Annotated in this window: 22 protein-coding genes and 6 tRNA genes; 20 read left to right on the top strand and 8 right to left on the bottom strand. The window is 45.2% G+C overall.

What is annotated here, in order from left to right:
* Positions 1-78: 78 nt before the first annotated feature.
* From CSUNSWCD_RS07735 to CSUNSWCD_RS07715, 5 genes are all read left to right on the top strand, one after another.
* Positions 79-630: a hypothetical protein gene (locus CSUNSWCD_RS07735; RefSeq protein WP_009495473.1), complete on the top strand. Its 552-nt coding sequence runs from the start codon at positions 79-81 to the stop codon at positions 628-630.
* Positions 631-633: 3 nt separating this feature from the next.
* Entirely contained in the window at positions 634-1,953 is a 1,320-nt protein-coding gene (locus tag CSUNSWCD_RS07730) for a hypothetical protein (RefSeq protein WP_009495471.1), read from the top strand.
* 190 nt (positions 1,954-2,143) lie between these two features.
* Positions 2,144-3,508 (top strand): coproporphyrinogen III oxidase family protein, encoded by a 1,365-nt coding sequence (locus tag CSUNSWCD_RS07725; RefSeq protein WP_009495466.1) that lies wholly within the window; start codon positions 2,144-2,146, stop codon positions 3,506-3,508.
* A gap of 164 nt (positions 3,509-3,672) precedes the next feature.
* Positions 3,673-5,943 carry a dynamin family protein gene (locus CSUNSWCD_RS07720; RefSeq protein ID WP_009495463.1) on the top strand — a complete coding sequence of 757 codons (2,271 nt, stop codon included), beginning with the start codon at positions 3,673-3,675 and terminating at the stop codon, positions 5,941-5,943.
* Positions 5,936-7,783 (top strand): dynamin family protein, encoded by a 1,848-nt coding sequence (locus tag CSUNSWCD_RS07715; RefSeq protein WP_009495461.1) that lies wholly within the window; start codon positions 5,936-5,938, stop codon positions 7,781-7,783. The genes CSUNSWCD_RS07720 and CSUNSWCD_RS07715 overlap by 8 nt, the downstream gene beginning before the upstream one ends.
* Positions 7,784-8,213: 430 nt before the next feature.
* Here CSUNSWCD_RS07715 and CSUNSWCD_RS07710 read toward each other — a convergent pair whose 3' ends face one another.
* From CSUNSWCD_RS07710 to CSUNSWCD_RS07690, 5 genes are read right to left on the bottom strand one after another with little or no spacing between them, the layout of a single operon-like run.
* Positions 8,214-9,941, bottom strand: a complete 1,728-nt coding sequence (locus tag CSUNSWCD_RS07710; protein ID WP_009495452.1) for an ATP-binding protein — start codon at positions 9,939-9,941, stop codon at positions 8,214-8,216.
* Positions 9,941-11,485 (bottom strand): fatty acid--CoA ligase, encoded by a 1,545-nt coding sequence (locus CSUNSWCD_RS07705; protein WP_009495450.1) that lies wholly within the window; start codon positions 11,483-11,485, stop codon positions 9,941-9,943. Before CSUNSWCD_RS07705 ends, CSUNSWCD_RS07710 begins: the two co-directional genes overlap by 1 nt.
* Before the next feature lie 9 nt (positions 11,486-11,494).
* The gene (locus CSUNSWCD_RS07700; RefSeq protein ID WP_009495448.1) at positions 11,495-12,742 is read right to left on the bottom strand and encodes an OmpP1/FadL family transporter; all 1,248 of its coding nucleotides are present in this window, start codon (positions 12,740-12,742) and stop codon (positions 11,495-11,497) included.
* Entirely contained in the window at positions 12,743-13,582 is an 840-nt protein-coding gene (gene nfo, locus CSUNSWCD_RS07695) for a deoxyribonuclease IV (RefSeq protein ID WP_009495446.1), read from the bottom strand. It abuts the gene before it with no gap.
* Positions 13,579-14,058 carry a hypothetical protein gene (locus CSUNSWCD_RS07690; RefSeq protein WP_009495443.1) on the bottom strand — a complete coding sequence of 160 codons (480 nt, stop codon included), beginning with the start codon at positions 14,056-14,058 and terminating at the stop codon, positions 13,579-13,581. The genes nfo and CSUNSWCD_RS07690 overlap by 4 nt, the downstream gene beginning before the upstream one ends.
* A gap of 69 nt (positions 14,059-14,127) precedes the next feature.
* On the opposite strand from CSUNSWCD_RS07690, the gene CSUNSWCD_RS07685 reads away from it, so the two are divergent.
* The 14 genes from CSUNSWCD_RS07685 to CSUNSWCD_RS11760 all read left to right on the top strand — a co-directional run bounded on the left by CSUNSWCD_RS07685 (position 14,128) and on the right by CSUNSWCD_RS11760 (position 20,498).
* Positions 14,128-14,202, top strand: a tRNA-Glu gene (locus CSUNSWCD_RS07685).
* 296 nt (positions 14,203-14,498) lie between these two features.
* Positions 14,499-15,236 carry a TerC family protein gene (locus CSUNSWCD_RS07680; protein ID WP_009495442.1) on the top strand — a complete coding sequence of 246 codons (738 nt, stop codon included), beginning with the start codon at positions 14,499-14,501 and terminating at the stop codon, positions 15,234-15,236.
* 123 nt (positions 15,237-15,359) lie between these two features.
* Entirely contained in the window at positions 15,360-16,028 is a 669-nt protein-coding gene (locus CSUNSWCD_RS07675) for a DNA alkylation repair protein (RefSeq protein WP_009495440.1), read from the top strand.
* Entirely contained in the window at positions 16,025-17,350 is a 1,326-nt protein-coding gene (locus CSUNSWCD_RS07670) for an MATE family efflux transporter (RefSeq protein WP_009495438.1), read from the top strand. Before CSUNSWCD_RS07675 ends, CSUNSWCD_RS07670 begins: the two co-directional genes overlap by 4 nt.
* A gap of 108 nt (positions 17,351-17,458) precedes the next feature.
* Positions 17,459-17,536 (top strand) — tRNA-Pro (locus CSUNSWCD_RS07665).
* A gap of 11 nt (positions 17,537-17,547) precedes the next feature.
* Positions 17,548-17,624 (top strand) — tRNA-His (locus CSUNSWCD_RS07660).
* Between the two features lie 5 nt (positions 17,625-17,629).
* A tRNA-Arg gene (locus tag CSUNSWCD_RS07655) sits at positions 17,630-17,706 on the top strand.
* A gap of 12 nt (positions 17,707-17,718) precedes the next feature.
* Positions 17,719-17,795: transfer RNA gene (locus CSUNSWCD_RS07650), tRNA-Arg, on the top strand.
* A 15-nt stretch (positions 17,796-17,810) separates the two neighbouring features.
* Positions 17,811-17,895: transfer RNA gene (locus tag CSUNSWCD_RS07645), tRNA-Leu, on the top strand.
* A 313-nt stretch (positions 17,896-18,208) separates the two neighbouring features.
* On the top strand, positions 18,209-18,454 hold the full coding sequence (locus tag CSUNSWCD_RS07640; protein WP_034964640.1) for an ATP-binding protein: 246 nt from the start codon (positions 18,209-18,211) through the stop codon (positions 18,452-18,454).
* A gap of 141 nt (positions 18,455-18,595) precedes the next feature.
* Entirely contained in the window at positions 18,596-19,048 is a 453-nt protein-coding gene (locus tag CSUNSWCD_RS07635) for a hypothetical protein (RefSeq protein WP_034964637.1), read from the top strand.
* A 729-nt stretch (positions 19,049-19,777) separates the two neighbouring features.
* Positions 19,778-19,948 (top strand): enolase N-terminal-like fold-containing protein, encoded by a 171-nt coding sequence (locus CSUNSWCD_RS11770; RefSeq protein ID WP_009495433.1) that lies wholly within the window; start codon positions 19,778-19,780, stop codon positions 19,946-19,948.
* Positions 19,949-20,037: 89 nt separating this feature from the next.
* The gene (locus CSUNSWCD_RS11765) at positions 20,038-20,265 is read left to right on the top strand and encodes a hypothetical protein (RefSeq protein ID WP_009495431.1); all 228 of its coding nucleotides are present in this window, start codon (positions 20,038-20,040) and stop codon (positions 20,263-20,265) included.
* Positions 20,229-20,498, top strand: a complete 270-nt coding sequence (locus CSUNSWCD_RS11760) for a Rossmann-like domain-containing protein (protein WP_009495429.1) — start codon at positions 20,229-20,231, stop codon at positions 20,496-20,498. Before CSUNSWCD_RS11765 ends, CSUNSWCD_RS11760 begins: the two co-directional genes overlap by 37 nt.
* Before the next feature lie 242 nt (positions 20,499-20,740).
* Here the strand turns inward: CSUNSWCD_RS11760 and CSUNSWCD_RS07615 are convergent, their stop codons facing one another.
* The 3 genes from CSUNSWCD_RS07615 to CSUNSWCD_RS07605 all read right to left on the bottom strand — a co-directional run bounded on the left by CSUNSWCD_RS07615 (position 20,741) and on the right by CSUNSWCD_RS07605 (position 23,654).
* Complete coding sequence (locus CSUNSWCD_RS07615) at positions 20,741-22,201, bottom strand: aldehyde dehydrogenase family protein (RefSeq protein ID WP_009495427.1); 1,461 nt, start codon at positions 22,199-22,201, stop codon at positions 20,741-20,743.
* Between the two features lie 755 nt (positions 22,202-22,956).
* Positions 22,957-23,454, bottom strand: coding sequence for a thioredoxin-dependent thiol peroxidase (gene bcp / locus CSUNSWCD_RS07610; protein ID WP_009495423.1), 498 nt, complete (start codon positions 23,452-23,454; stop codon positions 22,957-22,959).
* Positions 23,451-23,654, bottom strand: a complete 204-nt coding sequence (locus CSUNSWCD_RS07605) for a tautomerase family protein (RefSeq protein ID WP_002949321.1) — start codon at positions 23,652-23,654, stop codon at positions 23,451-23,453. Before CSUNSWCD_RS07605 ends, bcp begins: the two co-directional genes overlap by 4 nt.
* Positions 23,655-23,855: 201 nt before the next feature.
* On the opposite strand from CSUNSWCD_RS07605, the gene CSUNSWCD_RS07600 reads away from it, so the two are divergent.
* Positions 23,856-25,628: an aryl-sulfate sulfotransferase gene (locus CSUNSWCD_RS07600; protein WP_009495419.1), complete on the top strand. Its 1,773-nt coding sequence runs from the start codon at positions 23,856-23,858 to the stop codon at positions 25,626-25,628.
* The last annotated feature ends 1 nt before the right edge of the window (position 25,629 follow it).

Raw genomic sequence — 25,629 nt, 5'->3', positions numbered from 1 at the left:
AGTTTTGTTTCTTTTTATATTATTGATATTTTTCTCATATATATTGGTTTGTTATTTAAAACAAAGAGTCAGAAATTAATGATTTTTAAAAGCGAGCAGTTTTGGCTACTAGCTTTTCATGGCTTTATATCTATCTTTAGCCCATTTGTGATATTTTTATTAGTTTATAGTAGAGTAAGTAATGATTCTATAGAGAACATAGTTATAGTATCTATTTTTATACTATTGGCAATAATATTGCTTTTCTTTCTATTGCTAGAAAAAGATTTATATTATTTTGCATTTTGGTTTTATGCTTTTGCTGTTATTAATTTAATATTAGTTTGTCTAATTAGCGATAAGGTTATCCAAATTTCTGATCTTGGAAATATTAAATATAAATATTTAACTGTTGAAAAAAGCATAAGAGAGGCACTACCAATAGAAATTTGTAACAAAGATTGCAATACTAGTAAGACATACTATAATGAAAAAGAAGCAAAAAATGTTATAAAAATTTATAATATTAAAGTACTTTCAACTCCTGGAAAATTTTATTATTTAGAAGCAGATGGTAATGTAACAGATAAAAAGATTAAATTCAAACTTGATGCCAGCAAAATAACACCAGGTCCTATATTAGAAAGGTAAATTTTGAACTACCAAGATATTTTAGATGAAAAAGATGAGAGCGTTAAAAACGCTAAAAAATTTGTAAATTTCTTAAAGGCAAATTTTTCAAACTGCGAGATAAGAAGCAGCAAACAAGCGCGCTTGATCGCACTTTTAAACGAAGAAAACGACCTTTTTGATAGGCTAAATAGGACAAATTTTGCTGAAGTTTCAAAGAGGCTTGGCGAGATAAAAGAGCAGATCACTCTTGTCATTTTGGATATCAAAGATGAGATCACAAAAGACTTTGGCGAGCAAAACTACGAAATTTACAAAAAGGCGCTCTCAAAAGAGCCAGAGGAGCTTGAAAAGGTCAAAAATGAGCTACTTTTAAACTCGTTTTTCGAGAGCCATTTGGGCGAGCACTCGGCAAAATTAAAGGCAAATTTCATAAAAGAGTGTGTTGCTTTTTTCTTTAAACACTCAAATTTTATCGTGCCTATCATCAGCGTGCTTTGCTACTTTTATTATTTTGGCTTTGAGACCCGATATTTTCCAAATTTACATAGCGCGGAGATGATATTTACAGGCATTTTGCTCTTTTGTGCGACTGCATTTGTCACCGTTTTTGAGATATTGGTTCTAGTTTTTATCTCATTTTTATACCAAAAAGACGATAAAAAGTATAAATTTAAAAAGCCAAAATTTCTGTTTTTTTATAACTCAAATTTCATCTACATTTTAACGCTCATCTCTTTTGCCATTTTGGCCTTTGCGGCTTTCAGGCTAAACTACGGCTGGGGCGCTATTTTATCGCTACTTTTGTTATCTTACACTGGGGTAAATTTAGCAGTTTTCTTTAAAGATAGACCAAATTTGGCTATAGGAGTTTTATCTTGCTTGGTGGTTGCTTTATTTATTGCACTTAATATTGTTTCAAGTGACTTTAGTGAGTTTTTTGCACTTTGGATGTTATTTTGCTCGTTTATGCTCTCATTTATGCTGGGCGTTGCGAGCATCAAAGAGACTAGGGATTTTTCATTTATATTTTATACTGCGATCATTCTTATGATAGTTTCAAACTCGCTTTTATTTGTCAAATACTCAGCCAAAATATTTAACATAGGCGATGTGGATTATAAATTTTTACTTGTAGATAAAAGTGCGCTAAATGCCCTGCCAAAGTCACTTTGTGAGGCAAAAGACAAAGAGCAAATGCCTTGCGAGATAGATGAGAAAGCAGTTAAAATTTATGGCATAAAATCACTTTGCAATATCGGTAAATTTTACTATCTGCAGGCAAAAAACGGAGAGAAATTTGAGCTTGACTCAAGTAAGGTCATTTCAAGGGTTAAAGAGTAAGTAGGCTAAGCTTAAATTTATAGAGCAAAAGCGAGCTAGATATGTAAAAATCGCAGGTTTGTAAAAATAGAAAATTTAAAAAATGATTGCATTTTTTACTCAAAATTTACGTTAATGCAAGGCTAAATTTATTAAAATTTGGCTATCCTAATGGACTAAATTAAAACTAACTTATTTAAGGCGATTAATTATGATTTTTAAAAATATCATTGAGAGTTTTGCTGTAAATTACGCTCATAATTCTATACAAAAATCGCTATACAACGAATTTAACATAGACATTTTAAACACGACTTACACCAAAACTCCAAAAAAAGACAAAAAGTATATGCTATACGCTCACGTGCCATTTTGTCACACATTTTGCCCGTATTGCTCGTTTCATAAGTACCACTACGAGCAGGAGCTTGCGAAAATTTACTTTGAAAATTTACGCGAGGAGATGAGGCAGATAAAAGAGGCTGGCTTTGACTTTGACTCGCTTTATGTGGGCGGTGGCACGACGCTTATAAACGAGCCAGAGCTTGAAAAAACGCTAAAACTCGCAAAAGATCTCTTTAGCATAGAGGATGTCTCAGCAGAGAGCGACCCAAATCACATCTCGCCAGAGAGCCTAAGCCGTTTTGATGGGCTCATCAACCGCTTAAGCGTTGGCGTGCAAAGCTTTGATGATGAGACATTAAAAAGAGTTGGCAGATACGATAAATTTGGCTCAGCCAAAGAGACAAAAAGAAAGCTTGAGCAGGCTATCGGCAAGATACCAGTCATCAGCCTAGATCTCATCTTTAACCTACCAAATCAAACAAAAGAGCAGCTAATAAATGACATAAACACTGCAAAATCGATCTCCCCGCAGCAAATCACCTTCTATCCGCTCATGAAATCAGAGCTAACAAGAGAGAACATCGCTCGCGCACTAGGCATCTCAAACGTCGATAATGAGCGCGAATTTTACGAGATCATCGTGAGTGAATTTGCTAAAGGTGGCTATAAGCAAAGCAACGCCTGGGCATTTTCAAATGAAAAAAGTGCAGAGCTTCGCGACGAATATGTAGGCTCAAATTTAGAGTACGTGGGCGTTGGTAGCGGGGCGTTTAGCTTCTTAAACGGCGAGCTTGTGATAAATGCCTTTAACCTACTTGACTACGGCAGAAAGATCAAAGAAAAACAAAGCCCAGTCATCGCAAAATGCGCATTTAGCAAAAAAGAGAGACTAAAATATACATTTTTAACAAGGCTTTTTGACGGCGCAGTCGATATCAAAACCTACAACGAGCAAAACGAGGCAAACATCAACAAAGACCTATTTGTCGAGCTTAGCTTGCTAAAACTTGTAAATGCGATCTATGAAGAAAACGGCGTTATCAAGCCAACATTTTTTGGCAAATACATCTGCGTCGTGCTCATGCGCGACTTCTACGCTGGCATGGACAAGGTGCGCGCGATATTTAAGGATGACGCGAAGATCAAACGCAGCAAGGTGCTTCACATCATGAGCGAAGACACCGAGCAAAAATTTGATCAAAACATCATTCAGCCACGAGCCGCTATGTAAATTTGAGTAAATTTGACGCGATTTTGCCATCAAATTTGCTTTTTACGCAGACTGCTTTAAATTTATCGCGAAAATAACCCGCCCAAGCTTGTTTAAATTTAATTTATGCTAAATTTCGCCCCGAAAGCGACCTTGCGGGCGCAAATTTTATCAAAGGCGAAGCGGTGGATACGGATAAATTTTTAAGCGAAATTTGGGGCGCTCTTAAGCTATTTTTGGATCCCAAAACGCAAATTCTCGCAGACGAGCGAAGCCTCGCTGTTTTACTTGCGGCAGATGCTGAAAATTTCGATAGATTTATGGCGCTAAAGGAGTTTAGGGATATCCTTCACGCGCTTGGGCTAAAGGCCGACATATACAGCCTGCAGTGCGCCCAGCTAGGCGCGATAAACGCTCTAAAATCCGCTAAAATTTCAAAATCAAAGCTCCTGGCCGCCTTAGAAATCCTGCAAACCGAAAATATAATCTCCGCCGCGCATTTTAGCAGGCTTGCGGAGTTTTTGCGCTCTCTTGGCGCAGATTTGACCGCAGGGAACGAGCAAGAGGGCGCAAATTTTAAAAAATCAGACGTCTTCCATCAAAAAATAGACGCGCTAAACGATATCTGCGAGCGAATTTTATCGCTAAATCCGGGCGCGCACGTCGCAAACGCGGCAGCAAAAGCGAGGCAAAAAGCGCATGAGCTCGAGTTTAACGTCGCGGCCACTGGCGTCATAAACGCAGGCAAATCAACCCTGCTAAACGCACTGCTGGGCAAAAAAATCCTGGGTGCTTCAAACGTGCCAGAAACCGTAAATTTAACGGTGCTAAAATACTCGCCCAAGCCTTTTGCGAAGGTAAATTTTTGGAGCGAAGCGGAGCTAAAAGAGCTTGGCATAGCGCAAGATCAAGATGATGAAATAGCTCAAATTTATGGCGAAACAGGCGTCAAATTTGAGGGCGATCCGAGCGAAACGGTGCAAAATTTAAGCGGCAAATTTGGCGCGGAGGACGAATCAAAAACCACATTTAAAAGCTCTAACTCGGGCCAAATTTGCTCCAACCAGCCCGCTAGCAAAACGGTTAAAACTGACGAGATCAAGCTCTACACTTCGGCGGACTCCAAATACGCTAAATTTGTAAAAAGCGTCGAGCTCTACGAAAATTTGGAGCTTTTAAAGGATAACGTGCGCATCATCGACACGCCCGGCATCGACGACGCGGTGGCTGCGCGCGAGGAGCTGGTGCGAAGATTTATGCGGGAGTGCGACTTGATGGTGCACCTGATGAACGTCTCGCAAAGCGCCACGCAAAAGGATCTGGACTTTATCGTTTCAAGCCTGCAAAACTCGCACGCCGTAAAGCTCGCCGTGTTGCTAACTCACGCCGACGTGCTAAAGGACGGCGAGCTAAACGAGGTCGCCGCCTACGCCAAAAAGAGCGTCGAGGGGCGCACGCGGGAGCTGGGTATTGGGGCGGAGTTTTTCGCCGTGAGCGCCAAAAGCTACTTTGAAGGCGGGCAAAACAGCGGCGTCGAGGAGTTTAAGCAGTATCTTTACGAAACGCTTTTTGGCCCTAATAGCCAAAAATCTCGCCTTGGCATCGAGGCCTATAAAAAGGAGCTCGGCCGCGTCTGCGCGCAGTTTGCGGCGGATACGCAAAGCGAGATTTTAAAGCTAACGGGCTCAAATTTGAGCTTGTCGCAAAAGCTCGCCGAGCTAAACGAGCAAAAAGCTGCGCTAACTAGCCGCCTAGAGGAGGTAAGAGGCTCAGTAAAAGAGGAGCTGGAGCGCCTAGATACGGCTAAGACGGCCGCCAGCTACGAGCTAGGGCTAAGGTCTTTGGCGCAAACGCTAAAGCAGCGCATTGCGGATGACGTAAACTATGCGGTCTCTAAAAAACAAAAGATCGACCCGCAGCGTCTGGCTCGCATCGCGCAAACTACGATCAAAGACGGCGTCATCGTCCTAATGCGTCAAAACCGCAACGAAATCATGCGGCAAATCGACGTGTGCGCGCAAAATATCGCGCTAAAATTTGGCGAATTTGAGGGTAAAACGGCAGCGGCCAAGGTCTTTAGCATAAACGATTATTTGAGCTCAAAAGGGATAAATTTAGAGTGCATAGAGGTCGCAGATGCGGTGTCCGGCGCGGCAAACTCGGGCGCGCAAGGCGTATCCGAGGCCGCCAAACTAGCTGCCGAGGAGTTTTTGGGCGCCCAGCGGATCAAAAATTTCGTTTTCGAGCTTAGCGAATTTGAAAAAAGCGAGTTTAAAAAGCATATCGAAGCCGCGCTAAAAGAGCAAGAAAAGACGCTCGAAATCAGCGAAGAAGCCCTAAAAAACGAGCTAGCCCAGCTAGCGCAAACTAGCGGAGCGAGCTCGCGGGAGCTAGAGCGCCTAAACTCGCAAAGCGAGGCGATAAATGCTATAAATTTGGAGCTGCAAAGTGTTTGAGGAGTTTATAAACGCGTATAAAACGCGGTATTTTAAGATATTTTCGGACGATTTTCGCGGACGATTTAGACGGCTGCAAAACGAGCTAACCGAGCCTAAATTTCACCCAAGCTCAGAGCTAGAGCGTGAGCTAAATAAACTCGATCTATTTTTATCTAGCCCGCTTACAGTCGCTATAGTTGGACAGTTTTCTAGTGGCAAATCTACGTTTTTAAACGCGCTTTTGGGTAGCGAGATCTTGCCCTCGGGTTTAACTCCCGTGACCTCGAAGCCGACTTTTATCAGATACGGCGCCGCGCCCGGGCTTAGCGTGCTTTACGAAAATGGCAGGGAGCTTTATCTGGGCGTCGAGGAGATAGGGCGATTCGTCGATCAGCGTGTGTTTGGCGACGACGTGAGCAGGCTTTGCGTTTATGCGCCCTCTGAGATTTTAAAGCTGGTAAATTTCGTCGATACGCCGGGGCTAAACTCGCTCTCAAAGGCCGACACCGCCGTCACGCACGAGGTGCTAAAAGACGTCGCGGGCGTCATCTGGCTAAGCCTCGCCGATAACGCCGCGCGCGCTAGCGAAGCCGCGCAGATCGAGGAATTTTTAGCTGGCGGAGGCAAAACGGCGATCTGCTTGCTAAATCAAAAAGATAAGCTAAGCAAGGACGAGCTTGAGCGCCTCAAAAACCACGCGCAAACGACCTACGGGCGATTTTTTGGGCGCATCATCGCAGTTTCTGCCAAGCAAGCTGTAACGGCGCAGGCAAATGGCGACGCGGCACTTTTGGCGGAGTCAAATTTTAGCGAAGTGATAGGCGCGGTCCGCGAGCTTTTTGGTGGCGAAGAGATAAAAGAAAAATTTGTGCGCGAAAAGTGCGCTAGACTGGTTGCCGTAAACGCAGATCAGCACGAAAAAATCGCTAAAATTTACGAAAAAGCCGGCGAGATAATCTCCAAATTTGACACCGAACTAGAGTCAAATTTAAAAGCCGTGCAAGAAAATTTTAAACCGAAAATCGAGCTAGCCTTTAACGAGCTAAAACACGTCGCAAAGCTCGTTGCAGACGAGATCCTAGCCAGCTTAAAAAGCGTGAAAAAGTATAAATACGCGCCGCGAAAAACGCTGCTAAAGGGCGAGTATTTTGAAGCTAGCTCGTATGAGGCGGTGGATTTTGACAGCGACGAGGTATTTTCAAAACTCATCTACAACGACGTAAAATTCGCCAAATTTTTTAGGACGTATAAGCGCGGCCTAAGTGCGTTGCAAGAAGAAATCGGCGCGGCGCTGGATGAAATTTACGCTCGGTTGGAGCGTGAATTTATGATTTATAAATCGGAATTTGAAAACGCGCAAAAGGAAGACGAAACGCACTCCGATACCGTGTTTGCCGACGTTAGGACGTATGCGGGGCAGGTTTATAGGACGTTTTTGCGAGACTATGAGATGGCGAAATTTAAAGGACTGCAAAAGACGGCGCTGTTTTTTGAAAAGCTAAACCTCAAAGTTGCCGCAAACTACGAAAACGCCGTTAAAATCGCCGTGTATTTTCTAAAAGAAAAGATCGCAGGCTCGATGCGCGCGCACGAGCAAAACGGCTTTGCACTCTTTATCCCGAGCTTTGACGAGGTGCAAGACCGCGTTTTGACGTCGCTAAATTTATACGAATTTGAAAACGAGATGCTTGGCAACGCGTCGTTTTTAAATAAAATTTTATCGGCATTAAAGAGCGAATTTGCGCAGATAAAGGACGAAAAACTAGCTAAGATCGCAGCTCTATCTGCAGGACACGAGAAGCTAAGGGATGAAATTTTAAAAGCGGGCGAGAGGTTTAGCGGGCAAGATCTCGTTTAAGCGCGTCGATCTAAACTATATTTGAAAGCCAAGTTAAAATTTGCTCCCAAACGGGCTTTTTGTCGTCGTTATGGCGTAAAGGACGAAAGCGCCGACTAAAATTTAGTCGAAATACTGAAGTAGACAACTGCACTCAGCGCAGCGCAAACAGCTGCGATACCTAAAGTAGCTTGGCGCGGTGTGGTGAAATTTGCCTGCGTTTGATTAAATTCCCTGAAATTGAGTTGCAAGAATCGCGAAAATTTGAATCGCTTGCCAAATTTGCGCCTGCCGAGCTACGAATTTAACGCTTAAAATTGCAAGAACGGCTATAAAGCCGAGTAAGTAGCGCAAATTTAGAGCAAGCGCTATAAAACCCACTCAAATTTAACAAAAACGTTAGGCGAAATTTAGCTAAATTTAATCCGCCGCGCTTCAAATTTGGCCGAATTTATCCGTCAAACCCAACCTTCTTATCCTCGCCGAAATTTGAGCTCATCTCGCGTTTGATCTCGCTTTCAAAGTCGCCGATCGTAAATATCCCGTCCTCGCGCACGGCGACTTTTAACGCTGTGTTTTTGAGCGCGAGCATGATTTGCGCGCCGCTTAGCTCAAATTTAGCTAGCTGTTTGACGTCGAAATTTTCCTCAAAGCTCGCATTTTCGGGCAGCACTTTGCGCCAGATCGCAAGACGAGCGGCGAGGTCGGGCTTTTTAAACTCGATCTTATAATCAAACCTGCGAGAAAACGCGATATCCAGGCTTTGCAAGAAGTTCGTCGTGGCGATGAGCACGCCCTCAAACCGCTCGATTTGCTCCAAAAATATATTTTGCATTTGGTTGTGCATCTTGTCTGCGCCGCTGCCGCCCTCGACGCGCGTGCTTAGAAACTGATCGGCTTCGTTTAGCAGCAGCACGGGCTCGCTCTTGCTTTTGGCGCAGATTTCTTTGTACGTGTCGAAAATTTTACGCACGTTTTGCTCGCTTTCGCCGACGTATTTGCTCAAAATTTTAGAACAGTCAAAGCTAAGAACCTGCTTTTTTAGGCTCTTTGCGAGGCTTAGTGCGCTCATGGTTTTGCCCGTACCCGGCGGCCCGTAAAAGATGATTTTGGCATCCACGTTTTTACGCGACTTGATGCCCCAGCTAGATAGGCGTGCCAGCACGCGGCGATCTACTTGCTTTAGGATCGCGTCCAGTAGCTCCTTTACTTTGACATCCAGCACGACGTCGTTTATGTCGGTCGAGGGCTCGATGAGCTCAAATATCTCCTGCTCTTTTACGAGAGTTTCTAGTGCTAGTTTTTTGCTTTTGCTCTCGGTTTTTGGGTGCATTACGCTTTGTAAAATTTCGTCGGTTATGTAAAACGTCCTGCTAAAGCCGCCGTAAGCGTTTAGCGACTCGTCGTAGTCGATGAGGCCGTTTTCGATCAGCTTTGAGCCCTCGTCTAGCAGGGCGCGGTTTTTGATGCGCTCAAATTCATCCGCGCTCAAAATCCCTACAAGTGCGTTTAGGTCGCGGTTTGCATCCGTTTCGCCGACATACTCTTCCTTTAAAAGTGCGAGGAAAATAAGCTGTTCCTTGTCGTTTAGGGAGTTATCTTTGAAAATTTGCTCGACGGAGATCGAAATTTTGCTTAAATTTAGCCGTTTTTCGATGATGGCTTCTAGCTCTTTCACGTCTTTTTCGAGGCGGCTTTTGGCGTCGCTTGATACGTTTTTGCTAAAAAACGAGAGCTTGCCGTAAAGCTCCACGCGCAAAAACTGATCTTTTAGATAATCAAGATGATCGGCGTAGGGCACGACTGCAGGTAGCGTAAGTCCAAACTCGCCCTCTTCTAAAATTTTAAGAAAAAGCGGCGAGAGCGAGATCTCGCTGTGAAGCAGACCGAGTAAATTTGAGCCCGCGCTGTCTGCGTTAGGGTTTTTAAATATAGAAAAGCCCTGCACGATCCAGCCGCTCTCTAACAGGTTTTTTACGTCTGCAAGGCCTGCTAAAAATTTATACTCCTCGCTACCAAAAACCGCGCAAAGCACGTCGTAAGCGCTACTTTGCGGAGTGCCCTCGACGTAGCTTTTGCTCAGGTGGCGTAAAATTTTCGCCTCGTTTTCGCTACATTTTATGAGCGAGGAAATTTTAGAATTTTGCTTGCCGCCGATAAACTCTATCAAAAACCGCACTAAATTTCACCCCTTATCTGATCCTTTAAAACGCGCTTAAGCACCTTGCCCGTCGCATTTTTAGGCAGTTCGTCTTTAAAATAAATCGTCTTTGGAATTTTAAAATTTGCCAAGTGTTTTTTTAGATGCGCGCGGATATCTTTTTCGTCCAGGCTCATATTTTCTTTAAACTGAATAAACGCCGTGACCTCCTCGTCCGCGTGTTCGTCTTTGACGCCGATAACTGCGGCGGCTTCGACTTCTGGCAGCTTAAACAGCACCTCCTCGATCTCGCGCGGATAGATATTGATGCCTTTTGAGATGATGAGGTCTTTTTTGCGGTCGACGATAAAGATATAGCCCTCCTCGTCGATCCTAACAAGGTCGCCCGTGCGCAGCCAGCCGTTTACGATCGCCTCGTCGGTGGCGTCTGGCATATTTAGGTAGCCCTGCATCACGCAGTCGCCTTTTACGATTAGCTCGCCGACCTCGCCTGCTGGTAGCTCCATCATCTCGTCGTTTATGCATTTTACTTCGTAGCCAGGCAGCGGTAAGCCGACGCTTGAGACTTTTTGTTTTTGCATCGTATTTGCCGAGACGATAGGCGAGCATTCGCTAAGGCCGTAGCCTTCTATCAGCACCGCGCGCGGAAATTTAACGCGAAAATCGGTAATAGTCTGCTCGGCCAAAGGCGCGCCGCCGCTGATGAAAATCCTAACGCAGTTAAACCAGCGAAAATACCACGGGATTTTTGCCTTTCCGATAGCCGTGTAGATCGCCGGCACGCCTAAAAATACGGTCGCGCGCTTGAGCAGGACTTGTTTTAGGACGTTTGAAAACGGGAAAATGGACTTCACCAAAATAAGCGAACACGCCGCAAATATCGGCAGTAGCACCATCGCCGTGAGAGTAAAGCTGTGAAACATCGGCAAAAACACGGCAAATCTATCTTTCATACGCACGTGAAAGACCTCGTGCGCGCCCTGGACGTTTGAGATGAGGTTGCGGTAGCTGATCATCGCGCCTTTTGGCTTGCCTGTGGTGCCTGATGTGTAGATGATGTGGGCTAGGTCGTCGATACTCGGTCGGTCGGTCAAATTTAGCTCGATTTTACAGTTTAGCGCGTGCGCGTAGCTGATATTGTTTTCGTCAAATTCGGCTCTATCGCCGATCCAGACGATCTTTTTGATCGCGGTTTTGCTATCTAGCCCTTTTATCTCTTTTGCGAGTTCGACCGAAGCAAAGAGAAATTTCGCCCCGCAGTCGTTTATGATGTATTCGAATTCTTCGTATTTTAAAAAGGTATTTATTGGCACTGCGATCGCGCCAAGTAGCGTGATGGCAAAGTAGCTGGCGATAAACTCGGGCGAGTTGTTTACGATCATCGCGACGCGGTCGCCTTTTTTTATGCCCATACCTTGCAAAAACGCAGCTAGCGTAAAGGCATCTGTGCGTAGCTGCTTGTAGCTAATCTTGCTAGTTTCCGTATAGATCGCGATGCCGCCGCCGTTTTTATCGACTGCGGCGTTTAGCATATCCTCGAAATTTTCGTAAGGGTAGTTCATGGCTGCGCCTTAAAATTTATATTTTACGTTCAAATTTATCGCCTGAGCGTTGCCGCGTTCAAATTTGCCGTTTGGATAGAGTCCTGACGCGTTTGAGTAGTAGCTCACGTTGCGCTCTTTTCTGTCTTGGTAGAAGTAGCTAGCTCCCAGCTCCAAAGCGTCTGTAAATTTGTAGTTAAAGCCCGCTGCATAGATGACGGCTTTGGTGTCTGGCAGGTCAAAGCCCGCAGTATCGGCTCTGGATGCGGCCTCGTCAAACGTAACCGCGCCCATCAGGCGGAGTTTGTCCGTTGCGTCGTGCGCTACGCCGATGCGGTAGGCGTTGCTGTCCTTCCAGTCGCGCTTTTTAGATGCGTCAAATGCCGCAAAAAACGGGTTGCGGTAGTGAGCGGCCGAGGCGCCAGGGTAGTTGAAGTCAAGCTCTTTCCACGCAGACCAATAGGTTCTCTCAAAGTCAAATAACAGCGTGGTATTTGCGATTTTGTACGATAGGGCTAAATTTAAGCTCGCAGGTAGCGGTACGGATAGCTTTGCGCTGCCGCTATACGAGCCGCTCGGAAATCGTCCTAGCGGATGCGCCGGCGCGCTGATTTCGGTGTCGCCTTTTAGATTCATATTTACTTTTGAGCGGTAGGTGGCCGCTAGGCTCAAATTTGAGGTCGGTTTATAGGTGATTGCCGCATTATAGCCGAAATTTATGCGGTAGCCTTTGATATCCTGCGAGACGGGTAGGGCGCCTGAGACCTCCTGCACGGCCTCTCCTCTAGCGTAAACGGCGCGCAGGCCAAAACCTAGCGCGATATTATCGGTTAGCGCGTAGGCGACGCTAGGATTTACCTCGATCACTTTTAGATCGAATTTTTTAGAGGTGGCTTTAGGGAGATTTTCGTCCCATCTCATCGACATTCCGGCCGGCACGACGACTGATAGACCAAAGCGCCAGTCATCAAACTGTGGCGTCACGAAGTGAAAGGTAGGTACGAGCGCGTTTGCTCTTTTGGAGGTGAGTTTGTCGCCGTTATAGTGCCTATACTTCGTCTTTGACATGCGCAGGTAGGTTAGCGAGCTCTCTAGGTAGTGTCCGCCGCCCAGAAATATCATATTTGCCGGGTTGTTATAGGCTGCGTCGGGACCGAAACTCGTCGCGATGTTTGAGTTTAAAAGCGCGATACTATCGCCGCTTTGCTCGGGGATTTTAAAGCCCGCCGCATTTAGGCAGCAGCAAGTCGCGAGGCACACGCCGATGTATTTTCTCATTTACTCTCCTTTAAAGTTTCTTAAAATTTTTATCTCGTCCGCCCAGATGCTCTCGTCGATCGTTTCTAAAACTAGCGGGATATCGTCCGTGCGGGGGTCGTTTATGATGTTTTCAAATGTTTTTAAGCCCAAAAAGCCTTTGCCTAGGCTCTCGTGGCGGTCCTTTTTGCTGGCTAGGTCAAATTTCGTATCGTTTATATGCATACCCCGCAGCATCTCGCGCCCGACTATCTCGTCAAATTCGCTCATCACGCGCTCGTAGTTATCTCTGATATCGTATCCTGCGGCAAAGGTATGACAGGTATCCAGGCACACGCCGATCCTGCTTTTATCGGTACAGCGTTTGATGATGTAGGCTAGGTGTTCAAATTTAAAGCCCAAATTTGAGCCCTGACCCGCGGTATTTTCGATAACTAGCTTTACGTTTTGGCTATTTTCGAGTAGGAGATTTACGGAATTTGCGATATTTTCTAGGCAAATTTCGGGCGAAATTTCGTTTAGATACGAGCCTGGGTGAAAATTTATCATCTCAAGTCCGAGCGCCTCTACGCGGTAAATTTCGTCCAAAAAGGCGTTAATGGACTTTTGACGCTGCTGCTCGTTTGGATGGCCTAAATTTATAAGGTAGCCGTTGTGCGGCAAAACGTGCCTGGGCTCGATGCCGGCGGCTTTTAAATTTTGTTTAAATTTGGAGATATTTTCTATGGTTAGCGGCTTGGCCTCCCATTGGCGCTGATTTTTGACGAACATTGCAAAGGCGTTTGCGCCGATATTTGCCGCATTTAGCGGAGCGTTTTCTACGCCGCCCGCGATGCTCACATGCGCGCCGATAAATTTCATTGAAGCTCTTTTATGATGATTTTTATGCGGTTTTTAGTGTCGAAAAAGCTGATATTTTTACCGCAAACTTCGTATTTTATTGAATATTTACTTATATCTTGTATAAAACCGCACGAATTTGTCATTACATTTATGCCGTCATACAGCGGTTTGCGCTCCAAAATTTCCGCGAAAAAGTCGTCGTATCTCTCCTCTAAAAAGAACTTTTTGTTAAATTCTTTTTTCTCAAAACACGCGCCGTTCATGCAAATTTTGTCGTTTATTTTTAGATTTACCGTATTTACGCCAGAGCTGTAAATTTGCAAATTTAGCTGGTTTGCGGTTTTATGCAGGAAGCCCACGTCGTTGATTTTTAACGGCGGAGTGAGGATGGTGACGGTAAATTTGTCCGATGATTTTTGGCTTTGTAGCGCGGCGCAACCGTCAAATGCAAGGCAAGCGAGCGCAGCTAAAGCAAATTTTGAAAATTTTTTCATGATTCTTTATCCTTGGTTTAAGCTATTTTTTATTATCTTTAATGTAAAATCCCATTTCCGCTAATTTGTGGCCCCTTCGTCTAGCGGTTAGGACATCGCCCTTTCACGGCGGTAACACGAGTTCGAGTCTCGTAGGGGTCACCACTTCATTTTAAATTTCACAAAAGATTTTAATTTTATCCGCTTATCGCTTAAACGCCCTTTATCTAAATACAATTTTTCTTAAATTCGGATTTTCTAAAATTTAACCTCAAAACCGTTTGCGCCGTATTTTGTAAGCTCAAATTTCATTGCGTCAAATTTTAATCTCCGCCAAATAAACAAAAACCAGCCAAATTTAATCGTAAAATTTGATCACCAAACGCCCGCGCCTGCCCGCTCAATCAAATTTAAACCCGTTTTGGCTATAATCGCGCCCTAATTTATAAAAAAGGAAAAAAATGTTCGATTGGATTTTTTCGCCCGAGGCGTGGCTGTCGCTCGTGACGCTAACTGGGCTTGAGATCGTGCTTGGTATCGATAACATCATATTTATCGCGATCCTAGTCGGCAAGCTCCCGCCTGAGCAGCGCGACAAAGGCCGTATACTAGGGCTTTCGCTTGCGATGCTAACGAGGATTGCGCTTTTGCTTTCGCTATTTTGGATTATGAAGCTTACAAAGCCGCTATTTAGCGTGTTTGACTTTACGATCACGGGGCGCGATTTGGTGCTGATTTTAGGCGGACTTTTTCTTATCGGCAAGTCCACGCTCGAGATTCACTCAAGCGTCAGCGGCGAGCACGAGGAGCACTCGGCGAGCAAAGGGCATGCAAGTTTTTGGGTCGTTATCGCAGAGATCGCCGTGCTTGATATCGTCTTTTCGCTCGATAGCGTCATCACCGCAGTGGGCATGGCAAACCACATAGAGATCATGATTTTAGCCGTGATGCTCGCGGTGGGCGTGATGATGTTCGCGTCTAAGAGCATATCAAATTTCGTCGACAACAACCCGACGATCAAGATTCTAGCACTTGCGTTTTTGATCTTGATCGGCTTTACGCTAGTGGGTGAGGGACTTGGTATGCACGTGCCTAAGGGCTACGTTTACTTTGCGATGGCGTTTTCACTGGGCGTGGAGCTCATCAACATCTACGCTCGCAAAAAGTCGGCAAAACGCGCGCAAGAGGCTCAAAAGTAAAATTTGAGCCTTTAAATTTGCTTTTGGGTGCGCAGGGCGACAAATTTGACGCTTTGGCTTTTGACGCGTCAAATTTAAGCATGACGAATTTGAGCGGTAAATTTAAAAAGCAAAGGAGCTAGCGTGGACGTAAAAGGCGAATTTTTAGAGATTTTAGAGGGGCTTAAGAGTGAAAAGCTGGCGGCATTTTCGCAAAAGCTCATCAAAAGTCCCGAAATTTTAGGCGTAAAAACTCCCGAACTAAGACGCCTGGCAAAGCGAAATTTCGCTCGGCTAAATTTAAAGCAGATCGCCGAATACGAGCCCTTTTTTCATGAGGAGTTCATGTTAAAGGGTTTTTTGATAATGCTCGTTAAAGATGACGAGGCCAAATTTAAGCTAGCTAGCGAGTTTATCAAAACGATGCCAAACTGGGCGGTGACGGACGGCTTTGAGCCTAAATTTGCGAGTGCATGCTACATAGATGCGCTGCTAAAACAGGCTCTAGGCTCAAATTTAGAATACGAAAAGCGATTTTTTTACGTTTATTTTATGCGCAATTTTAATGCGCTTCCGCTTGAGCGGTTTTTTGAAATTTGCGCCGAGGAAAAAGACGAGCGCTACTACGTGCAAATGGCGGCTGCTTTGTGTTTAGCCGAGGTTTTTATCAAATTTGACGGCGCGGGGCGAGAGCTACTGGAGAGCGGGCGACTGAGTAAATTTACCCACAACAAAACGATCTCAAAGATCCGCGACAGCTACCGCGTGACAAAAGAGGCAAAAGACGCGCTTTTGGAGCTCAAAATCAAGTGAATCTCACAAAAGAGCCCGTAAACAAGCTCGTGCTGCGCTTAGCCGCGCCAGCGGGCGTTGCGATGAGCTTTAACACGCTTTATAACGTGACGGGCGTGTTTTTTGCCGCGCACATATCGACGCAGGCGCTGGCGGGCTTTTCGATGAGTTTTTTACTCTACATCAGCGTCGTGGGCGTGGGGCTTGGCTTTGGCTCTGCATTAACCGCGCTTGTTGGCAACGCGCTTGGCGGCGGCAAAGAAAAACTCGCAAAAATTTACGCCGCAAAGGGTGTATTTTTCGTGCTTCTTTGCGCACTTTTTATGGGGCTTTCGGGATTTATTTTTACGCCGCATTTGCTTAAAATTTTAGGCGCAAACGATGAGTTTTTGCGCGAAGCCATGGCGTATAACCGCGTGATATTCCTTGCCTCGCCATTTTTCTTACTCATAAAATCCTTAAACGGCGTGCTAGTGGCTACAGGCGACACAAAGAGCCTGCGAAACTGGCTTTTTGCGGGACTTTTTATAAATTTGGGCTTTTGCTTTTTTTACGTGGATTTTTGCGGGCTGGGTGTCGGCGGGATAGCGCTAGCAACGGCTTCGGTGCAGCTTTTGGGTTCGCTATTTTTAGGCGTCAAGGTCTCAAAAACAGGCATGATAAATTTTTTAAATTTACGCTCATTTGCGCCAGAGCTCGCCATCTACCGTAAAATTTTAGCCCAAGCCTTGCCCGCGTGCCTAAACTACCTTTCGATGTCGCTTGGCGGACTCGTGCTCATGCATTTTATCAGCCGCTACGGCACGCACGCGGTTGCAGGTTATGGCCTAGCTCTTCGCATCGAGCAGATCGTGATGCTGCCCACAACTGGCATCGCATCGGCTGTGCTTGGTATCGTATCGCAAAACTTCGGCGCGCGCGAATACGCCAGAGTGCGCGGCTGCTACTCCTATGCGGTCAAATTTCTAGCGGTTTACTGCGTTTTTGCGGCGGCTTTTTGCCTGGGGCTCGGCGGGATTTTGGTCGGGTTTTTTGACGAGACGCCAGAGGTCGTGAGCGCGGCAAGGAGCTATTTTACGCTAAATTCGCTGGCGTTTATGGGTTACGCGCTCATAAATCTCTCCGGCTCGACGCTTCAAGGCGTAAAAAGACCCGCGGCGGTTTTTGTTTTAAATTTTACCCGTCAGATAGTGCTTCAAATAGCGCTCTACTCGCTTGTAGCCGATGTTTTTGGCGGCGAGTTGCAAGATATTTTTAAGGCGATGTTTTTTAACGTTTGGCTGATCGGGCTAACTTTTTTCTTTTACACCAAATTTGTTCTTAGCCGAATTTGTGCGGGTTAAAGCGAAAATTTTTGCAAATTTTCAATTTTAAGCTTATTTTTCTTGACAAAGAGTATTTTTTTGGCTACAATGCGCCTTTTCAATAAGTAGGCTAAACTCGCAATGCCTCGGGGTGTAGCGCAGGCTGGTTAGCGCATCTGGTTTGGGACCAGAGGGCCGAAGGTTCGAATCCTTTCACCCCGACCATTTGTTAGATGGTGAGTGTAGCTCAGTCGGTTAGAGCATCAGATTGTGGTCCTGAGGGTCGTGGGTTCGATTCCCATCACTCACCCCACTTGGGCGCTCGTAGCTCAATTGGATAGAGCGACAGACTTCGGATCTGTAGGTTATGGGTTCGACTCCTATCGGGCGCGCCACTTTGTTTTTATGCGCTCATAGCTCAGCTGGATAGAGCAACGGCCTTCTAAGCCGTAGGCCTCAGGTTCGAATCCTGATGGGCGTACCATTTTATTATTGTTGTGCGGATGTGGTGAAATTGGCAGACACGCCAGACTTAGGATCTGGTGCCCCACGGCGTGAAGGTTCAAGTCCTTTCATCCGCACCATCCAAAACTCCCTAAAATACGACATCTCAAGACTTAAGCTTTCAAAAGGTAACCCGAGAGGTAACCCAACTTCTTATTATTGTTTTTCAAATTGATTTCTCCCGGATTTATTTAATATTCTAGAGTATCCTATATTGACACATTTTATCATTAGAGGTTTTGCCTTGACAGGTCGCCTGAATACTATTTTGTAATTATGTCTATGATGCTCAGGCGTTGCAAAGTATAACGCTTAATTCTAGCAATATTTAAGAGCACCAAAAATAAACTATAGTATAATCACGGTAAACAAAAAATACATCGAGGGGCTAAAATGGTAAAAGTGGGATTTAATAACTTTAAGGCATTTGGAGAAAATTTGCAGAAATTTTCAGATAAGCCTATAACTTTAGTATATGGCCCCAATAGCTCTGGGAAATCAAGTTTTTTGCATGCCATGCTATATAGAGAACATCTTTTAGGCGGCGGAGATACAAATCTTAAAAGGTCAAATTTTACAGGAGACGAGCTGGGCTTGGGCTGGCTTGAAAATTTTTATCCACAAACACGATACCAATAGGACAGTAATATCATATGCGTATGAATTTGCGGGTAGCAAAGGAGACTATACTATATACGGCGAAGAAGGCAAGAATATAATGGATCGATACGAGATTTACCGCATAGTCCATAAAAATAAATATGTCACATAGGAGCAAATTTGCGTCTGAAATACTTTTATATAATAGTTTTTCTAATCTGGCTCTGTATATTTATTGCCTTGCTACCCGCATATAGAATTTCGGCAATCTTAGAAGCGATTGATTTTAGCGATAAAAACCTGACGCAAAGAGAGCTTGTAGAGCTAAATTTAAAAGATTACCTAAAAAAGATTCACTACTTAGATAATTATCCGCAAATAGATTTTGGCAAGATGGCAGATATTCACTTAGACAAAAACGGCTATGAGGGAGTAAGATTTTCATGGTGCAACGGCGATAAATATCCTGATAACAGATGCGAATTTTGGAAGCTGGATAAAAGGCTAAATTTCGATTATCTTATGAATCTGGGCTCCAAAATTTGCAAAGACGGCAAACCTATACAAAACGCCGAAGAAATCGTAGAAAACGACGAGGTTTTAAAACTACGGCTCTTTTATCCTTGGGAGTAAAAGCATTTGATTGACGAATATGGAAATTTTATAGAGAATTTTATATATATGAGGTTTGGAGATGGCGCCAACCACTCATTCGACCTATTTACTGATTTTGTATTTATAAGTAAAATGACATACAATTACCAATTATGCACGAAACAAAAACTAAAAAATTTGACATAATTACTCCAGAAAACAGATGTTATAGAAGGCTTTTAAACTCTATATTTAGGGATATATTTTATCAACAAGAAAAGAGTATATACCCGTTTTGCTATAACTATAAAAAGATAATTGATGAAAATATAGATTGCGATAGAGAATATATATTTTCTTTCATTTCAATATACGACAAGGGGAACAATCTCGATTATAAAACGATATTTTATAATAAAAATTTATATGATTATAAACATGAGACGGACATACTTTTCAATCAATACCAAAATTTAAAGAATCAAAAAAAACAAGATAAATTTTAACTCGCAAGGAGAAGTAATTAAGCTAGATATTAATTTAGGCTCAAAATTTGACTAAGTTTATGCCGTTGGGCGCCATCTATTTTAGATGCAAATATGATATAGATTAATATAATTTAAAATATTTTGCTATAAAATTTTCATAAAATTTAACTATTTACATCGCCAAAAGGAGATTGCCGTGGGTCAAATTTTAAGCGACAACCTAAGTCAAATTTATAAAAATTTGGGCGACGAAATAAAAAATTTAAACGTGTAGCGCATTGTGGTAGGGCTGTTTTTCACGGGCGTAAAGCTAAGCAATGGCGTTTGCGGCGTGAGCCTCACCCCACTAAAGGCCTTTCCGCAGGCTGTTTGCTGTCCGTCGCAAACCGCGGTAATGCCAAATTCTGGCAACATCTGCGGCAAAAACGTAAAAACGCTTTTAAAGGATTAATTAGCGGCAGGCCTTTTAAAAGCCCATGACTGTAGCCTGTTCTAAATCGTGCTTTTGCAGACGCGTTATGAGCGCTCTGGTAGTCCTATGTGACTAAATTTAAGGCCGATCCTTTTGACGAGCTAGCTATCAAGCGCAGCTCGTTTAGCGTGATCGTGGGTGCACTGGTGCCTTACATCAAATTTATGAAGAAAAACAGCCTTGATTTTTGTATCTTGGAGCTTGATAAGAGCGCGCTAAAAGTCGATGATCTCAAGTATTTTTACCGCAAGAAGAGGCTGTGGACGCGATCGGGGCGGCCGACAATCTCAGCATAACCGTCGTCACGCTACTAAACGACACGCTGGAGGAGATAGTGAGTCTAAAAAAGAGCGGTGCCGACGTCATCGTCGTAGGTCCAACCGTTTTGATGTCGCCTAAAGCGCTTTTTGATAGAGGCGTGAGTTGTGCGGGCGGCATTTATACTACGCGCGTGGGCGATTTTTTAGACGTGATTGTGCAGGCCGGTTCGGAGTATCGTTTTTCGGCAAATTTGCGGAAAAATTTGTAATGAGTTGTGAGAGTCCGGCTTCTAAAATTTGGCAATTTAACTATCAAAATGCATAAAACCAAATTTGGCTAAATTTGCAGTTCAGGGAGTAATTTTGTTTAATGTAAAATCACCGGCTTGATATTAAATTTAAAACGAAAGTAGATAAAAATCGGTTCTAAATTTATTCAAATTTATAAGAGCTTCGTCAAATCCAAAAAAGGTCGAGCAAACCGCCCGACCCAAATTTGTGCTAGCAAATTTTAATAAAACGAACTAACCTTGCCCGTCAAATTTATCATGATATTTTTCATCTGAGTGTAGTGCTCGAGGATGACTTTGTGCGTTTCGCGGCCGATGCCAGAGCTCTTGTAGCCGCCAAATGGGCTGCCCGCCGGGATCTGGTTGTAGCAGTTTATCCACACGCGGCCCGTCTCCATCGCGCGAGCGGTGCGGATAGCGCGAGTGATGTCCTGCGTGAAGACGCCGCCGCCTAGGCCGTATTCGCTGTCGTTTACCATTTTGATGAGCTCGTCTTCGTTTTTAAATTTGATCACGACGCCCACAGGGCCGAAGATTTCCTCTCTAGCTACGCGCATATCGTTGCTCACGTCAACTAGCAGCGTCGGCTCGACGAAGCTATCGCCCGCAGCCGCGAGTTTGCCTCCGACGGCGATTTTAGCGCCTTCTTTGACGCCGATATTGATGTACTCGACGATTTTGGCGGCTTGTTTGGCGTTGATTTGAGAGCCCATCTGTGTCTTTGGATCCAGAGGATCGCCGACTTTTAGATTTTTAAATTTCTCCACAGCCGCGGCGATAAATTTGTCGTAAATTTTCTCCTCGACAAATATCCTACTGCCCGCGCAGCAAACTTGCCCTTGGTTAAACAAAATGCCCATCTGAACGCCGTCTAGAGCCAGGTCAAAGTCCGCGTCGGCATAGATGATGTTGGCTGATTTGCCACCTAGCTCGAGCGTTGCTGGGATGATTTTTTCAGCCGCTGAGATAGCGATCTCGCGTCCGATCTCGGTCGAGCCGGTAAATGCGATCTTGTCGATGCCGCTATGCTTTTGCAAAAACTCGCCCGCGCCGCTGCCTTTGCCCGTGATCACGTTTACGACGCCTTTTGGTAGCACGTCTTTGATGAGGCGCATTAGCTCTAGCACGCTCAAGCTCGTTTCAGACGACGGTTTTAGCACGCTCGTGTCGCCCGCGGCGATAACCGGAGCTAGTTTCCACGCCACCATCAAAAATGGGAAATTCCACGGCACGATCTGCGCTACGACGCCGATAGGCTCGCGCAATATGAGCGAGAGGTGCTTTTCCTCGAGTACGTTTGCGCTACCCTCTTCGCCCTGGATCACGCCGGCAAAATACCTAAAATGCTCCGCCGCGTACGGCACGTCCACGTTTAACGTCTCGCGGATAGGCTTGCCGTTATCCATCGTCTCGACCGCGGCCAAAAAGTCCTTGTTTGCGTCGATTATATCGGCGATTTTGAGCAAAATTCTGCTTCGCTCACTTACGGTGCTGTGACGAAACGTCTTAAACGCTTCTCGAGCCGCCTTAACCGCCGCATCCACATCCTCTTTGCTCGCGTCCGCGATCGCGGCTAGCTTTTTGCCGGTGGCCGGATCAAACGTATCTAGCGTCTTGCCGCTGCTTGCGGGGGCGAATTCGCCGTTTATAAAAAGGCCGTATTTTTCTTGTAACTTAACCATTTTTTCTCCTTTAAAATTATTTAATAACTGAAATATTACTCCTCCATTATAAATATTTTGATAATTAGAAAATAATCGTTATCAAAAATTTGAGCGGAAATTTGACAGGATTTTTAGGTTAAATTTGGGGAAATATTTTAAATTTTACTTGCCGAGACCCGCAGATTTACAATGCTAAATTTGGTTTTGTCAAATTTGGCATTGCGAGTTTGGTTTCCTTGAGCAAAAGGCAACCGTCTAAGGTTGTTTTTTTACTTTATTGTAAAGGGGGTGGGGGCTTGAATGGCGCTCTGCCTTGCAGTTGCGAGGCAAAGCCGAAGCAAAAGAGCACCCTTTTATATCCGCCTTTCTCTTTTTTAGGGAGAGGAAGGGGCTTTACTTCGCCTGCGGCTCGTAACTGCAAAGCAGACCTACTTACGAAGCGTCGCCTTCCTTTACTTCGCGCTTTGCGCTCGTAACTGTCCAAGACAGACCCTCTCCCAAGCCCTCTCCAGCCCCACTGCACGTTAGAGGTGGCGACACTGCTTTGCTCTGCGAGTAAAGCGTCGCAGGTTTAAAATTTGCATTTTCAAAATGTGGGTCTCAGTGACTCAAATTTGCAAATTTGACTTCAAATTCGAGTATAAAACGGTAAGGCGAAGTATTTTTCCTTTAGACGAGGCGGAAATGAGCCGAGCGAGGGCGCATACATATAGTATGTAACCGAGCTTCGGCGAAATTTCTAACGAAGTATAAAGGAAAAAGACAAGCCGCAATCACTTCACAAGATCGGCCAAAACCTTCGCCGCATGCTCCTTCGCCTTCACGCTCTTATACACCTTCGCGACTTTGCCGTCTTTGCCGATCACAAAGGTCGAGCGCGCGATACCCAGATACTCTTTGCCGTAGTTTTTTTTCACCTGCCAGACGCCGTAGAGTTTGGCGACTTCGTGCGTGGGGTCACTTAGCAGGATGTGTTTTAGGCCCTGTTTTTGCGCAAAGCCGGCGTGTGATTTGACGCTATCGGGACTAACGCCCACGATCACGGTGTCTTTGGCGATAAAATCGTCGTAAAGTGCGCTAAATTCGCATGCCTCGGTCGTGCAGCCCGGGGTGTTATCCTTTGGGTAAAAGTACAGCACGACGTTTTTGCCGACGAAGTCTTTTAGGCTGATGCTAACGCCGTCGCTGTTTTCTAGGGTAAAATTTGGCGCCGTATCGCCCGCTGCTAGCGTGATCTTGCGCTCTAGGTCCTCTTTTGAAAATTCGCTCATTTTTGCTCCTTTCTAATCTCCTCAAGCGTCTTGCCGCCCGAGCCTATCGAGCTTGCGTCGTATGTCTCGATATAAATTTGCACTCGTTCGCGGTTTTTGCCCAGCACGCGCACCATAGTGTCGGTCATCTCCTCGACCAGCTTTTGCTTTTGCTCTTTTGTCGGCTCCGGGCCTGCCATTTTTACGTTTATGAAAGGCATTTTTTCTCCTTAAATTTGATAAATTCGGGCTAATTATATCAAAATTTGACCCGTTATCCGGCTCGCTCTCGTTTTAAAATTTAAGCCTTTTTATTAAAATATAGATTTAAATTTTATATTTAAGTAAAGTTTAAAGCTAGTATGATTATTATGTGATTTGGTAGTAGTAAAATTAGCTAAATTTATCCAAAAGGAGCGAATATGCGTAAGAATTTTTTCGGTTCTATCGTTTTGGCTGTGGCCTTAGTGGGCGGCGCGTTTATAGCGGTGCCGCAGACTGCGAGTGCGGGCGTTTTGGCGCATCAGGTAAAAACCCAGGGCGAGCTTGGCTCGGTGTTTATCAACCCATACGACGTGGCGCCACTAACCGCCGTCATTGATCGCGCCGGCAAGGACATCAAGGATATCCACGTGCGGGTGCTGGGTAAGCCAAATGGCGGCATCGACATCTCATATAACGTCTCCGAGCATGCGCTGCTGACGCATGACGGCGTGCCGATCTGGGGGTTGTATCCGGACTATCTAAACGAGGTCGAAGTAAGCTACGTTTTTAACGGCGAAAAGAAGGTCGAAAAGTATAAAATTTACGCTCAGCCGATCGTGACGTATAGCCGCGATTATAGATTTAGCCACATGCAAAAGATGAAGGTTAAAAAGGTCGATCCTGCGTTTAAAAACAGGCTCTATCTCATCAACAACACTATCACGAGCGTTTATAAGCCGCTTGATTGGAAAAACGGCGGTGCTGCTAGCTGGAATGATTTCACCGAAAATTTCGTCGTCGATACGCAGGGCGAGGTCAGATGGTATCTGGACTATCAGAAATTTTACGACCGCAGCGAGCGTAGAGTGATGGACGGCGGCATGATGATGGGCTTTCATCAGCTGCCAAACGGCGATCTGAGCTGGGGTATGGCGCAGCGATATATGCGCTACGATATGATGGGCAAGGAGGTGTATAATCGCGAGCTGCCGCGCGGCTACATCGACCTTAGCCACGAGGTGATGCCGCTAAAAGGCGATCACTTACTGCTTCGCGTCGGCAAATACAACTACCACCACGCAGACGGTAGGCTCTCGCACACGATCAGAGATCACATCATCGAAGTGGACGGCAGCGGCAAGGTCGTGGACGAGTGGGATCTGAATGAAATTTTCGGCAAAAACGTTTATCGTAGCAACCTCATCAAGGCTCTTGACGCTCGCGCCGTGTGCCTAAATATCGATATGGACGCCAAAGAGATCAAAATCAGCGACGATCTGCCTTTTGGCGACGTGACCTCGACCGGCACGGGACGCAACTGGGCGCACGTAAACTCGATCTCGCACGATCCTAGCGACGACGGTATCATCCTCTCGCTTCGCCACCAAGGCATAGTTAAGATCGGCCGCGACAAAAAAGTAAAATGGATCCTGGCGTCGCCTGAAGGCTGGAGCGCGGACTTTAAAGAAAAAGTGCTCACTCCGGTGGATAAAAACGGCAACAAGATCAAATGCGAAAACTCAAGATGCGAGGGCGACTTCGACTGGTCGTGGACGCAGCACACCGCGTGGCTCACCCCGCGCTACGATAACAAGGGCAGCGTAAAGCACATCAGCGTATTTGACAACGGCGACGGCCGCGGTATGGAGCAGCCTGCGCTAAAAGAGGAAAAATACTCTCGCGCGGTCGAGTACAAGATCGACGAGAAAAAGGGCACGGTAGAACAGACGTGGGAGTTTGGCAAGGAGCGCGGATTTGACTTCTATAGCGCGGTTACGAGCGTCGTGGAGTGGCAAAAGGATAAAAGCACGTACTTCATCTCAAGCTCGAACGTCTATCTGCTAAAGCCTGATAAAACGATCAAAATGGTGCTCGTGGAGATCGATCCGAAAACAAACGACATCAAATTTGAAATGGACGTTGAGTCTGCGTCTAGAGACGACGTGGCATACCGCGCGATGGTGATCGATCCAAATATCTTTGAATATTAAA

This window comes from Campylobacter showae CSUNSWCD (genome assembly GCF_000313615.1).
Classification (GTDB): domain Bacteria; phylum Campylobacterota; class Campylobacteria; order Campylobacterales; family Campylobacteraceae; genus Campylobacter_A; species Campylobacter_A showae_A.
Note: the sequence above shows the minus strand (reverse complement) of the source record. Positions and strands in the feature narration are given on the sequence as shown.